This is a genomic window from Trichocoleus sp. DQ-A2 (genome assembly GCF_039961915.1).
GTDB lineage: Bacteria > Cyanobacteriota > Cyanobacteriia > Cyanobacteriales > FACHB-T130 > FACHB-T130.
On sequence record NZ_JAMPKD010000003.1, the window covers coordinates 1 to 12,960 of the forward strand.

Below are 12,960 nucleotides of genomic sequence, written 5' to 3' on the forward strand. Positions count from 1 at the left end.
TGAAGTTCGTCTGACTACTGAGCAAGTATTGACAATAATCCAGTTTGCTAAAGGTCATGAGACGGTCGAGCGCTGCCAGCAATGGAGCTACTGTACTGGTTATTCTTTGGATTGGCTAGACCCTACCTATAGCGGACTTGCGTAAGTCCTGCTCCTCCGATTGCAACCTCTACTCCAACAACAGGGGATTCATATCAACATTTCTTGGTGCAAGATGTAAGTTGACTCAAATACAAAACCTAACCCCCTTCCCTGCTAGGGAAGGAGGAATATGTCGCTACTATCACCGTGCCGAAAGAGCGATCGCTTAAAATTCAGCCTCACCGTACAATATTAGCGACGGTGGAACTCGACGACATCGCGTTTAATCGTGACATCGTAATTGCCAAAGAAGTCGTGTCCTAACAATCCCATATCTTGTTCTGGGCCAGCGATCGCAACTAGCACTTTGTTAGCGACAGCACCATCCACGGCAATTGATTGCACATAGCCGACGGGAAACTCGACTCCCACCGCACTCGCCGTATCAGCTTTAACAGTCTTCACCGGCACCACTCGCAACGCTGATGCCATCTGGCGGGTAATCATCGTGCCGCTAGCCCCGGTGTCTACAATCATCTCAAAAGTCTGTCCGCCATTAAACATGACATCAATGACGGGTGTGCCACCGGCGCGGCGTTTGATTCTGGCTTGAAAGACTCGTTTGTTCCCCTCATCGGTACCGCAGAGACTCCCCAAGTCTATCGTTCTGCCCCCCGGTGCCACCATGAAGCAAGCCGCGTCCTGAGCCTTAGCCGCCTCTGGCACCCCCGCTACGGCTGCGTAGGAAACCAGCCCAGTTAGAGAAACTACCACGGTTAAAAATCGTTTCATCTTGCTTTCCTGTCTCATTCATTGAGCGCCCAGCAGATTGATTATTGCTCAATTCGTTAATTTCTGACGGCTGCTGAATAGTGTTACAACTCTGGCTTATGGCAAGGGCTTTTGTCGAGGGCGATCGCGCAGCTTATGCGCTTCTAGTCAGACTCCCCTGTAGAGACGCGATTAATCGCGTCTCTACTAATGAAAAATACGGTTTAAGCTCTCAAGAGGAGTGGTGCTTCATCTAGATGTTTGAAACACTCGAAACGCTGAAATATTTAAAATCGCTCCTAGAATCAACTTTAGCGCTGATGCTGGAACGATTCCAGCCAGCATTCCGCCGATAATTGCTCCAATCACTGACCCGATACTCATGGGAGTAATCGTATTTTTCAGCGGAGAGCGATCGCGGAATGCTCCCCGGCTAGCGTATTGAATCAACCCGACTAACACAGTTGGAAAACTGATGAGCAAACTCGCGGTTCCTGCTGTCTTCATATCTACACCGAAGGCAAAAACGAGTGTGGGGATGATAATTTCACCCCCAGCTACCCCTAATAGACTGCTAACCAGCCCAATCGCCAAACCAAACAGAATTCCGGCTAAAATACGCCAAGTTAAGGCAGCAGGTAAGAGAGCGGGTATCTGCTGAGGTAGAAAGCTCTCAACAATTAGAGCAATTCCAACTCCGACTAGCAGCACTAAGATAGTTCGCTCAAGCTGTTCATTTGACAGCCGTCCTGCCAAAGCTACGCCCAAAAAAGCTGTGATAATTGCTCCAGCAATCAAGGACAGCACCACAGGCAATAAAGGTAGCACTGAATCGAATGAGAGTGTTTTACCTCGAATTGCTAGGGATGCGGCAATTGTAATTAAGCTAACAGCCAAATTCAGCGGGACAGCCTGACGGACTGAATAGCCCAGCACACCAGCCAACACAGGTAATCGAAACTCCGCACCTCCTAAACCAATCAGCCCTCCCAGTGCCCCAATAGGTACAGCATAGAGAAATGCAAGTTGGGGATGATGTCGGACAAGAGAACTTCTGTTTGTCTCTACAACGGGTGCGTTGGGCTTCTCCATCGATTTTCCCCCACTACTCTTTCACTCAGATTAGTTGAAAGATAAGGGTTTAAGCGATTGGGCAAGTACAACTAACTTACTTTTACTGGCCTTCTAAATCTGGAAGCATAAGTTGAGGATCTCTCAACCTTGGCACCAGCCAGCACAAAATCTCGCCTTTGACTCGCCTTAGAAAGTATCCTGAAGAAGTGTTTCACCTCGCCGGTATATTTCACGAGCGTAGTCAGTCCACGCTCCTTGTCCCCAGTAACGAAAACAGCTTGTTTGAAGCAAAAGATTATTCATCAGTGCCTCTCGATAGCTGGATTGTTGGGTAATAGATTCCCCCGCCGAATGGCTTGATTCTGCTTCCCCTTGGAGCAATCGGTCGATTTTATCGTGGAATAAAGCACTGAGTTTATTCATCGGAGTCAAGACATTTTCATATCCATTCACCCAACTCAGGTGATTCGTCCAAGAAGCGCCATCCATGTGAAAGTTTGGATTAATCTGCTTCAATTCTGCAATCGCATTGGCAACCGCTTCTGGAGTATAATTTTCGGCGGTTACTCGCTCCCAAATTTGGTGTTGACCAATTGCTTGACAAGTTGGATAATTTTCAGGCGTGCAACCTGCGGCTTCTATGAGTTCCAAGTATTCTGTACCTGTCATTCCGACAACGCCTGTTTTTCCTCCGCCTTCATTTGCCATTTGATACCAGGCTTGGTTGAAAGCGCTAGGAAATTCATTCATCATCACGCCGCCATTTTCACCATCTCCAATCTGGGTAACAATGGGCGGTACCGAAACATTTCCTAACTGCTGCCGAGATAGGGTTTTAGCTTCGTAGTAAGGCTGCATTTGCGCCACTAATTTTGTATCGGAACCTTGAGTCTTAATCAGTGCCGTAATACTAATCGTTTCGCCATTAGAATTTCGCGCCACCAAGCGGTGAGGCAAATGCTTATAGGGCAAAGATTGACCCGTTAGGGTTTCAACAGAATGCTCTTGAACCATTACCCAACGGTATCCACATTCTTTCAGGGCTTTTACAAATTCATACAGCGTATCTGGGTGGTTGGGGAGGTGCATTTCTGGAGGAGAAAATCCTTTCACTCGCGCCAGTGCATCCCATCCAAAAATGGCTGCAAAATGATGTTGCCATGCTTGAATATGTAATTTGATATCGGGAATCGGGGTAGAAGGAACAACCGCATGACTCCACATTGTCCCCAGCCATTCTACATAAGGCTGGTAAGTGGGGTTACAGGTGATGCGCTTGAGATTTTCTAAGATGTCTCCTCGTCCCATTTGTCGCAGTCCCCAGAATAGATTCCCGGAGAAATCTAGCATGACGCGGGGATTGCAACCATTCGCAACCAATTCGGGAATAAAATCTGCCATACGGCTATAACAATAGGCAAATGGCCCTGCATTATGGTTGTCTCCTTCGTAGGGATGCTCAAACATATATTGCAGGTTGCTCTGGAGTTCGCCATTCGCCCCAGCGGGGATGGTAGGCTGGTGCATATGGAGCGCGATCGCAAATCCAGCCGTTACATCTTCTAACCGAATATTCGTAGTAGGTAAAAATACAGGGTTATCCTGGTTTACGACAGCACTAACTTCTTTTTCCCATCCGGAAATGTTAGGCAATCCATCAATTACTTCGGATAAAACGGGAAGCGTCGTTTTAGGAGATGAGGAAACCATTACAGATTGCTCTAATATTAGATGAATTTATTTAATTATTATATAAAGGATTAGTCAAATAATTATATTGTCTTTGGTACTCTAAATAGTCAAAAAGAAATTTCTTCAACCATTTACAGTACCAAAAACGATACAAAAATCGCACTAAAATAATGCGCGGTCAGTAAAGCGATCGCCTGTGGCATCGCTTTCAGATTGCTTTAACCTTTGGTTCGGCGAACATGATCGGAAATTCGCTGCTTGCGTTCCTCTGAGTTTCTAGGAGATGGTTTGATAAAATCCCCCGAACTCCGGGATAAATGTTCCATAATTCGCTTCTTGCGGTCATCTGCACTTGCCATAATTTACCTACTAAGTAAAAGTGTTATTGTGGGCTTTATTCTCTATTATTACTAATAATTTTTAAATCCGCATCCCGCTAAGGGGTTAAAAGTCTTATTACCCGTTTTTCGTTTCAATGAATTTAATGTTAAAGCTTTTACTCAGTTTTAACCGACATCTTGTATCAACAAAATTACTCTAAGTAAAACGATAGGTTAAATTTATAAATTCAACCCCATTCAGGTGGAATAAAGCGATTATAGCAGTTGTATTTTTTTTAGGAACCGCGAAGATGCAAAAAGCGCGCAGAAAGAGGAAGAAGAGAGTTCCAATATTTTATGAATGAATTAGGATTGCTATAGCCTATTTAAGATGCAAGCCGGATAAGAGCAACCTAATCCAACTCATTTAACAGATGACTCTAGCATCCGAATTGTATTCTGATTGGCATCAATTTCTACTGGCACGCCGACTGGCAAAGTAAATTTATCTTTAATATGACCAATCTGCGAACCATACCAAGCTGGAATTCCTAAAGGTTGAATGTGTTCTCTCAATACTTGCGATAAAGTTAGGTAAGGTTGATTATCTTTGGGTTGGCAATCGGTACATTGCCCAAAAATAAACCCAGAAATTTGCTCTAGAATACCGGCGAGTTTTAGCTGAGTCAGCATCCGGTCTATCCGGTAAGCTTCCTCCCCAATTTCTTCTACAAATAAGATACTTTGTTTCCAATCTGGCAGATAAGATGACCCCACCATTGCCGCCAGCACTGATAAATTGCCCCCAACTAATTTTCCCCTAGCCTTTCCAGGCGTAATTATTTCTACTTTAAAGCTAGCATTCGGGGGATTTTGCATTGTGACGGCTTCCCCATTAAATAGAATGCGTTTAACATAATCTACGGTAAACGGATTCCAAGTGGATGTGCCGACGGGGCCATGAAAAGTGACAACGCCACTTTTGGCATAAATTGCTAACAGCAGCGAAGTAATATCGCTGTAACCAATGAGGATTTTGGGAGAAGCTTGGATGAGGGGATAATTCAAGAGTGGCAAAATCCGATTGCAACCCCAACCGCCACGCACAGCAACAATCGCTTTTACAGAAGCATCGGCAAACATAGCGTTTACATCAGATGCGCGATCGCGATCGCTTCCTGCCAAATAACCGTAACGGTCGAGAAGATGCTTCCCTAATTTAACCTTTAACCCCAAACTTGCCAGGGTTTGCTGTACCTGTGCAATGTCTTTCGCGTCAATGGGACTAGCGGGATTAATTAATCCCACCGTATCGCCGACTTTGAGGCGGGGTGGTTTTAAGGCGGTTTTTAAAAATGGATTTGCGATCGCAATCTGCGGGAACTCAGTTGCGATCTCAGTTGCGATCGCGGAAAGCGCAACGGTTTTAAGAAACTGACGGCGATTAATAAGGAATGACAAATGACGATTAACGAATTACGATTAGCTATTGACAGTTTCCCACAGCGTCTTGAGAATCAGATAAGTAGAGGTGGCACCCGGATCTTGATGACCGGCACTGCGATCGCCTAAATAACTCGCCCTGCCTTTCTTCGCTACCAAGGGAATCGTCTGTTTCATCCCTTCCTCAGCCGCAGCTACGGCTTGTTGTAAGGCTTCTGCGGTGCTTGCACCAGCCGCGACAGCTTGCTGAAAAGTATCTGTAGCAGGTGATAGAGAATCCAGCATGGTTTTATCACCCAAATTCGCCTTACCCCGTTGCACAATACCTTCCACAAACGCTTGGAAAAGCGTCGCCATCTCCTCATCGGTCAGTTCCGACTTGCCTGCGACTGCCGTACTAGCCCGTAGGAACATCGTGCCATACAACGGCCCGCTGGCACCCCCAACACTGGAAATGAGCGTCATGCTGACAGTTTTGAGGATGTTGCCAATATCCTTATCTGCCACACTGGGTAGCTGAGTCGCCACTTTTTGAAAACCCCGGTTCATATTGATGCCGTGGTCAGCATCTCCAATTGCCGCGTCTTGTTCGGTTAGATAATCCTTATTTTGTTCTAAAACTACTGCTACGGCTTGCAACCATTGCAGGATTTGTTCTTTACTGACCATATTCAAAACTCTAAACTCAGACGCGATTTGTTGCGTCTCTACAACTCTAAACTCTTTTATATTCCCCACCTTAAAGCTGGTGTCTTCACGGGTGCATCCCAAAGTTGAATCATCTCATCATCTAACTTCAGTAGAGTGATGGAACATCCTTGCATATCCAAAGAGGTGATGTAAGGGCCAATTAAATTACGAACAATTTGAAGTTTTTTCTTTTCGCAGATTTCTGCTAGTTTTCGATAGACAATGTACAACTCAGAAAGGGGAGTGCCGCCCATACTGTTAACAAAGGCAAGAACGCGATCGCCACTTTCAAACGCAGGGTCAATGAGTTCCTGTTCCACCCATTCTCCCTTATCTGCATCCCACTCGCGCACAGTGCGGGTGTAATTTCTGTCTTCGATGATAGAAACCGCTAGCATCTCGGTAATTTCATCGGCTGACTTCAAGGACATTCGCTGTCGTCCCGGTTCTCCGTGAATGCCGATGCCGGATTCTATTTCATCATCCCCCAAACTAAAAGTCGGGCTACCTTTCGCGGGGACGGTACAAGAAGTCAGCGCCATACCCATGCTACGCCCGTTGAGATTAACTTGGCGACAGAGGTTGGCAACCTGCGTGAGATCGTAACCTTGTTGGGCAGCAGCACCGCAGATTTTTTCAGCGAGTACCGTCGCGCCGACACCCCGACGCCCTTGAGTATAAAGGCTATCTTTGACAGCGATATCATCATCGATCAAGATATTGAGTACCGAAATGCCCTCTGAGTGCGCGAGTTCTGCTGCCATCTCGAAGTTCATCACATCGCCGCTGTAATTCTTGACGATATTGAGGACACCCGCACCCCCCGTAACCATCTTGGCAGCTTCTAGCATCTGGTCAGGGGTAGGAGAAGTGAAGACTTCACCCGGACAAGCCGCATCCAGCATCCCCAAACCGACAAAACCGCCATGCATCGGTTCGTGTCCGCTACCCCCCCCGGAGATGAGGGCGACTTTGCCAGGAATGGGTGCCTCGACGCGATAGATAAAGTGGGGGTCAAAATGGACTTTAATCAGGTCGGGATGCGCTGCTGCCATTCCTTCCAGGCTTTCGCGCACTACATTATCGGAGTTATTGATGAGTTTTTTCATATCGTCTTAATTTCGCTAGGAATCACTTTTTAAGTTGATGAGTTTTTTCATGGGCGATCGCATGGTATCTTCAGCATCGGTCAGCTATCTTATTTTTCTTAACTCGCCTCAGTTTTAGGCAAGTGGGATGTTGCGATTCGGTGATGTCTCAATGTTATGCCAGACTGCAACTTTAACTCACCAGGCAACTGCGGGGTTTGCCGTTGTTGAAATCTGGAATCCTTGTATGACTGGCAATTCAAGGATAATTTTCGCAAAGATATTGATAAATAATCGCAATAAGTCTAAAGTAATTTCTAGTTTCCTGGTTGAGCGCACCAAAGCGGCGGTTTCTCATCGTTCCGAGGCGCTTGACGTTACGCCAGCATATTTAGGGTTGCAATAGCAATAAACAAACACAAGGCAGAAGGCATCGATATTGGCACCAATCCAGAAAATAGTGAAAAATCGGTTAATGGGGGAGGTTTTAGGATTTATACAGCCACGACCCTCTCTGCTTGTCGGCTTAATTCTGAGCCTCCTGATTCTCCTAATTTGCCTGGTGGTCAGTATTGGCTATGGTGCAGCCGACATTTCTGCAAGCACCATTTATGCAGCGTTGACAGCGTTTGATGGGTCTGCGGATCACCTGATTATTCGGACGATTAGGCTACCGCGATCGCTCATCGCCATCCTGGTTGGTGCCGCAATGGCGATCGCAGGTGCGATTATGCAAGGCATCACTCGCAACCCCTTGGCTGACCCCGGAATCCTGGGAATCAACGCCGGTGCCGCAATGGCAGTGGTCATCGCCGTATTTGCTTTCGGAACAACCGATCCGAGTTTTTATGCTTGGTATGCCTTTCTGGGTGCCGGTGCCGCTGCGATCGCTGTCTATTTCCTCGGTTCCTTGGGTCGTGGTGGACTCACCCCACTCAACCTCACCATCGCCGGTGCAGCGATTAGCACCTTCCTGTCTTCAGTGACAACCGGCATCCTGATTTTCAGCCAACGCACCCTTGATGAAATCCGCTTTTGGATGGCTGGATCGATTGCGGGGCGGGATTTCACGATTGTCTGGCAAGTACTGCCCTATATTACCCTCGGACTGATATTAGCCTTCGCTTTAGGCAAACAAATCACTACCTTGAATCTTGGTGAAGATGTCGCCAAAGGCTTAGGTCAACGAACCGCATGGGTAAAAATTGCCGCTGCTTTCAGTGTCATCTTACTGGCAGGCAGTGCCGTTGCTGCCGCTGGCCCGATTGGATTTATCGGTTTAGTCGTCCCGCACGTTGTCCGCTTGCTGGTTGGCGTTGATTACCGCTGGATTATGCCCTATTCTGCGGTTTTTGGAGCCATCTTACTGTTAACCGCAGATATCGGTGCCAGATTGTTGATTAAGCCGCAAGAACTCCCAGTCGGAGTCATGACTGCTTTCGTGGGTGCGCCCTTGTTCGTTTATCTTGCCCGCTTCAAGGTGAAAAAATGAACAACTGGTTGGTCGTTCGTTCTAAGGCACTTCCGGTATCCTTCCGGATCGATCGGCGTATCCCGACGATTCTGAGTATCCTGCTGTTCGTTACCCTGGCGGCGATGGTTGTCAGTGTTTCTTACGGGGAATATCCGATTCCCATCATCTCCGTCATCAAAACCCTACTCGGACTGGAAACCGGAAACGCTGACTATCCATTCATTATCAATACACTGCGACTGCCGAGAACCTTAGTCGCGGCTCTTGTGGGAGTGGCATTGGCGGTTTCCGGTACGATCTTGCAAGGCATTACCCGCAATCCCCTAGCAGACCCAGGCATCATCGGGATTAACGCGGGTGCAAGTCTGGCGGCGGTTAGTCTGATTGTTTTGTTTCCCAGTGTCCCGATTGCAATCTTGCCGGTGTCTGCCTTTGGGGGAGCATTGGCTGTCGCTTTTCTGATTTACTTTTTGGCATGGGATCGGGGGAGTTCTCCGGTTCGCCTAATTTTGATTGGTGTCGGGATTGCCGCAGTCATCGGCGCTTTGACTAGCTTGATGGTGACATTCGGTGAGATTAATAGTGTGAGTCAGGCGTTGGTGTGGTTGGCGGGGAGTGTCTACGGTCGCAGTTGGGAGGAGGTATGGTCTGTTGCACCTTGGTTCGCGGTGTTGGTGCCCTTGGCTTTGGGGAAAGCGCGACAGCTGAATGCTTTAAATTTGGGCGATGATGTTGCCAAAGGGCTGGGTAGTTCGGTGGAATGGGAACGCGGCTGGTTACTCGCGATCGCTACCGCGTTGACGGGTGCGGCAGTGGCTACGGCTGGTACGATTAGCTTTGTTGGGTTAATGGCACCGCACATCGCCCGTCAATTGGTGGGTTCAACTCATGAGGGGTTAATTCCTGTCTCGGCAACGATTGGGGCAATGATTGTAGTGGTTGCGGATTTGCTAGGGCGATCGCTATTTGCTCCCACCGAACTTCCCTGTGGTGTCATTACAGCCGTCATTGGCGCTCCTTACTTTATCTATGTGTTGGTGCAAAACCGCAAACAATGAACCCAAAGATGAACCGACTCTCCACCCGCAGGCTCACCTTGGCTTATGAAGGTGTGCCAATTATCAAAAACCTGGATTTGGCGATTCCCGAAGGGAAAATAACCGCTTTAGTGGGTGCCAACGGCTGCGGGAAGTCTACACTGCTGCGGGGCTTGGCGAGATTGCTCAAGCCACGGAACGGGACGGTTTATCTGGATGCGGCTGATTTGTTCAAGTTATCCACGAAAGAGGTTGCCAAGCAACTGGGAATTCTTCCCCAAGGGCCAGTGGCACCCGAAGGGTTAACAGTACGAGATTTAGTGGCGCTGGGGCGTTATCCTTATCAGAACTGGTTGCAACAGTGGTCAAAAGAAGATGAGCGGTTGGTCGCGTTAGCCTTGGCGACGACTGGGATGACCGAATTGGCAGAGCGATCGCTCGATACTCTTTCCGGCGGACAGCGGCAACGCGCTTGGATTGCAATGGCGCTGGCTCAGGATACAGAGATTTTACTCTTAGATGAACCCACAACTTTCTTAGACTTGGCGCACCAAATTGAGGTGTTGGATTTGCTTTTGGAGTTGAACCAGACCCAAGGACGAACGCTGGTAATGGTGTTGCACGATTTAAACCAAGCTTGTCGCTATGCAGATTACCTAGTAGCGGTAAAAGAAGGTTGCGTTTACGCCCACGGAACCCCGATGCAGGTGATGACCGAAGCAATGGTGCGCGAAGTATTTGGGCTGGGTTGTCGCATCGTGGAAGATCCCGTAGCCGGGACACCGATGTGTATTCCGCTGGGGCGGAAACTGAAGATAAGCCAAGAGGCTGTCTTGAAGGGCGATCGCTTTTCTTCTTGAAACTTTAGCAAATCCCAATTATTCACATTTTGATTGAGGAAAGAAGTCGATTACCAATTTGCAAAAAATGTAATGTTTAATTCTTAGAGGATGTCTCAAGAAGTGTCAAAAGTTGCTTCTATCCCCCTAACCCCCGCGAAGAGAGCGCCGCTACGCTAGAAAAAAGTGGGGATAATTTTTTCAAAGTCCTCCTTAATAAGGGAGATTTAGGGGGATTTCTACGGTTTAAGCGCCTCAATTATGACTTTCCAGAGAGCTAATTGCAGCAGATTTTTATTCAAGATTATTTGCCTTTTATTCATCAGTTTACAAAGGGTAGCATGCGCGATAAAACCGGACATTTGAAAAGAAAATTTTCTCGAATTTTCCCATTAATATTAGGTTTCATCTTTACTCTATTTTTGGGGAGCCAGAGTCTAAGCTTACCAGCAGCCTCGACTGAAATTCTCTGGGATACCTACGGCGTACCGCATATCTACGGCAAGGATGCAGGAAGCGCATTTCGCGCCTTTGGTTGGGCGCAGATGCAAAGTCATGGCAACCTGCTGTTGCGCCTCTACGGTCAGGCACGGGGACGAAGTGCCGAATACTGGGGAGAGGAGTACCTAGAATCAGATCAATGGGTACAAACGATGGGAATTCCCGAACGTGCCAGCGAGTGGTATAAAGCGCAAAGTCCGGCTTTTCGCAGTTATATAGATGCCTTTGCCGCAGGAATCAATGCCTATGCTAAGGAACATCCCCAACTGATTGATGATGAAGTGAAGGCGGTGCTGCCAGTCCAGCCAGTAGATATCCTGGCTCACGAACAGCGGGTGATGAATTTCACATTTATTGTCAATCCGCAGATTGTGCAAAGCCTTGCCGATAACAAATCAATGGGTTCTAATGCGTGGGCGATCGCGCCCACGCATTCTGCAAGCGGGAACGCGATGCTACTAGCGAACCCGCACCTGCCTTGGTCAGATTTATTTGTCTGGTATGAAGCCCAGATTACCGCACCAGGAATTGACGCTTATGGGGCGACACTCGTCGGACTTCCCGTACTCGCGATCGCATTCAACAATAACCTCGGCTGGACTCACACGGTCAATACCCACGACGGGTGGGACGCTTACCTACTGGAACTAAAAGACGGCGGCTATCGCTTTGACGGTAAAGTTCAAGCCTTTGAGATAGAAAAGAAAATCTTGAAGGTAAAGCAGGATGATGGCACACTGCGCTCAGAATCACTGGTCATACAACGTTCCCTCCACGGCCCTGTTGTCGCAGGCAAGGAGGGAAAAGCCGTGGCATTGCGGGTTGTGGGGCTTGAGCAACCCGGTGCGTTGGAGCAGTGGTACTCGATGGCGCGTGCCACTAAACTGCCTGAATTTGAGGCTGCCCTAAAGCGGTTACAGATTCCGATGTTTACCGTGATGTATGCAGACCGCGAGGGGCATATCATGCATCTATTTAACGGTCAGGTGCCAATTCGCACATCTGGAGACTTTGAATACTGGGAAGGCATGATTCCGGGCGACACGTCTAAAACCTTGTGGACGAAAACTCATCCCTACCGCGATTTGCCCCGCGTCATTGACCCACCTAGCGGCTGGTTACAAAATACCAACGATCCACCGTGGACAACGACTTTCCCCGTGGCGCTCAATCCAGCAGATTTCCCGCCTTACATGGCACCGCATTTCATGCACTTTCGAGCGCAACGCTCTGCGAGAATGCTGGATGAGGATAAACAGATTTCTTTCGAGGAAATGATTCAGTACAAGCACTCGACACGCATGGAACTGGCAGATCGTTTCCTGGATGACTTGATTCCGGCTGCACGGCAGTATGGAGATAAATTAGCGCGTCGAGCCGCTGATGTCCTGCAAGCTTGGGATCGGAATGCAGATGCAGATAGTCGGGGTGGCGTACTCTTTTACCTTTGGGCGGAAGAGATGGAATTCGATAATGCATTTAGTACCCCCTGGAACGAGAATTCCCCGCGCACCACACCCGACGGCTTGGCAGATCCTCAAAGCGCAGTTAAGGTGCTTTCTACCGCAGCAGCAAAGGTAGAGGCAGCTTATAAAACCCTAGATGTAGCCTGGGGTGAAGTTTTCCGGCTACGGTCGGAGGGTGTGGATCTGCCTGCGAATGGTGGCTCTGGAGACCTCGGTATCTTCCGCGTTGTCAATTTTGCTCCGACAAAAGATGGGCGCTTTCAAGCGGTCGGGGGCGATTCTTACATCGCTGCGGTCGAGTTTTCTAACCCAGTCAAGGCAATGACACTCATTAGCTACGGCAATGCAACTCAACCGCGATCGCTCCATCTTAACGATCAGTTACCGCTATTTGCTCGAAAACAGTTGCGTCCAGTATGGCGATCGCGTCAGGATATCGTTGCTCATTTGGAGCAGCGTAAGGTATTCTGAGGCGCATTCATGA

At 48.2% G+C, this 12,960-nt stretch carries 12 protein-coding genes; 5 read left to right on the forward strand and 7 right to left on the reverse strand.

What is annotated here, in order from left to right; genetic code table 11:
• Positions 1 to 333: 333 nt before the first annotated feature.
• The 7 genes from NC997_RS03055 to dhaK form a co-directional block, all read right to left on the reverse strand.
• Entirely contained in the window at positions 334 to 873 is a 540-nt protein-coding gene (locus NC997_RS03055) for a retropepsin-like aspartic protease (protein WP_190526642.1), read from the reverse strand.
• Between the two features lie 228 nt (positions 874 to 1,101).
• Positions 1,102 to 1,944, reverse strand: coding sequence for a sulfite exporter TauE/SafE family protein (locus tag NC997_RS03060; protein WP_190526644.1), 843 nt, complete (start codon positions 1,942 to 1,944; stop codon positions 1,102 to 1,104).
• Positions 1,945 to 2,112: 168 nt separating this feature from the next.
• Positions 2,113 to 3,636, reverse strand: coding sequence for a glycosyl hydrolase family 57 (locus NC997_RS03065; RefSeq protein ID WP_190526646.1), 1,524 nt, complete (start codon positions 3,634 to 3,636; stop codon positions 2,113 to 2,115).
• Positions 3,637 to 3,836: 200 nt separating this feature from the next.
• A complete protein-coding gene (locus NC997_RS03070; RefSeq protein WP_190415779.1) occupies positions 3,837 to 3,977 on the reverse strand; it encodes a hypothetical protein in 141 nt (46 codons plus the stop codon).
• Between the two features lie 384 nt (positions 3,978 to 4,361).
• On the reverse strand, positions 4,362 to 5,399 hold the full coding sequence (locus NC997_RS03075; RefSeq protein WP_190526647.1) for an LD-carboxypeptidase: 1,038 nt from the start codon (positions 5,397 to 5,399) through the stop codon (positions 4,362 to 4,364).
• Positions 5,400 to 5,420: 21 nt separating this feature from the next.
• The gene (gene dhaL / locus NC997_RS03080) at positions 5,421 to 6,050 is read right to left on the reverse strand and encodes a dihydroxyacetone kinase subunit DhaL (protein ID WP_190526649.1); all 630 of its coding nucleotides are present in this window, start codon (positions 6,048 to 6,050) and stop codon (positions 5,421 to 5,423) included.
• 56 nt (positions 6,051 to 6,106) lie between these two features.
• Positions 6,107 to 7,180, reverse strand: a complete 1,074-nt coding sequence (gene dhaK / locus NC997_RS03085; RefSeq protein WP_190526651.1) for a dihydroxyacetone kinase subunit DhaK — start codon at positions 7,178 to 7,180, stop codon at positions 6,107 to 6,109.
• Positions 7,181 to 7,307: 127 nt separating this feature from the next.
• On the opposite strand from dhaK, the gene NC997_RS03090 reads away from it, so the two are divergent.
• From NC997_RS03090 to NC997_RS03110, 5 genes are all read left to right on the forward strand, one after another.
• Complete coding sequence (locus NC997_RS03090) at positions 7,308 to 7,565, forward strand: hypothetical protein (protein ID WP_190526653.1); 258 nt, start codon at positions 7,308 to 7,310, stop codon at positions 7,563 to 7,565.
• Between the two features lie 69 nt (positions 7,566 to 7,634).
• Entirely contained in the window at positions 7,635 to 8,651 is a 1,017-nt protein-coding gene (locus NC997_RS03095; RefSeq protein ID WP_190526735.1) for an iron ABC transporter permease, read from the forward strand.
• Positions 8,648 to 9,691, forward strand: a complete 1,044-nt coding sequence (locus tag NC997_RS03100) for an iron ABC transporter permease (protein WP_190526655.1) — start codon at positions 8,648 to 8,650, stop codon at positions 9,689 to 9,691. Before NC997_RS03095 ends, NC997_RS03100 begins: the two co-directional genes overlap by 4 nt.
• Positions 9,692 to 9,699: 8 nt before the next feature.
• Entirely contained in the window at positions 9,700 to 10,530 is an 831-nt protein-coding gene (locus NC997_RS03105; protein ID WP_190526657.1) for an ABC transporter ATP-binding protein, read from the forward strand.
• 320 nt (positions 10,531 to 10,850) lie between these two features.
• On the forward strand, positions 10,851 to 12,947 hold the full coding sequence (locus NC997_RS03110; protein WP_190526659.1) for an acylase: 2,097 nt from the start codon (positions 10,851 to 10,853) through the stop codon (positions 12,945 to 12,947).
• Positions 12,948 to 12,960: the final 13 nt, after the last annotated feature.

What these genes read in the sequence shown, in the direction of transcription:
- NC997_RS03070 (WP_190415779.1), bottom strand. Translation starts at nt 3,977, where the DNA reads ATGGCAAGTGCAGATGACCGCAAGAAGCGAATTATGGAACATTTATCC.
- NC997_RS03060 (WP_190526644.1), bottom strand. Translation starts at nt 1,944, where the DNA reads ATGGAGAAGCCCAACGCACCCGTTGTAGAGACAAACAGAAGTTCTCTT.
- NC997_RS03110 (WP_190526659.1), top strand. Translation starts at nt 10,851, where the DNA reads ATGCGCGATAAAACCGGACATTTGAAAAGAAAATTTTCTCGAATTTTC.
- NC997_RS03105 (WP_190526657.1), top strand. Translation starts at nt 9,700, where the DNA reads ATGAACCGACTCTCCACCCGCAGGCTCACCTTGGCTTATGAAGGTGTG.
- NC997_RS03090 (WP_190526653.1), top strand. Translation starts at nt 7,308, where the DNA reads ATGTTGCGATTCGGTGATGTCTCAATGTTATGCCAGACTGCAACTTTA.
- dhaL (WP_190526649.1), bottom strand. Translation starts at nt 6,050, where the DNA reads ATGGTCAGTAAAGAACAAATCCTGCAATGGTTGCAAGCCGTAGCAGTA.
- NC997_RS03055 (WP_190526642.1), bottom strand. Translation starts at nt 873, where the DNA reads ATGAAACGATTTTTAACCGTGGTAGTTTCTCTAACTGGGCTGGTTTCC.
- NC997_RS03100 (WP_190526655.1), top strand. Translation starts at nt 8,648, where the DNA reads ATGAACAACTGGTTGGTCGTTCGTTCTAAGGCACTTCCGGTATCCTTC.
- dhaK (WP_190526651.1), bottom strand. Translation starts at nt 7,180, where the DNA reads ATGAAAAAACTCATCAATAACTCCGATAATGTAGTGCGCGAAAGCCTG.
- NC997_RS03065 (WP_190526646.1), bottom strand. Translation starts at nt 3,636, where the DNA reads ATGGTTTCCTCATCTCCTAAAACGACGCTTCCCGTTTTATCCGAAGTA.
- NC997_RS03095 (WP_190526735.1), top strand. Translation starts at nt 7,635, where the DNA reads ATGGGGGAGGTTTTAGGATTTATACAGCCACGACCCTCTCTGCTTGTC.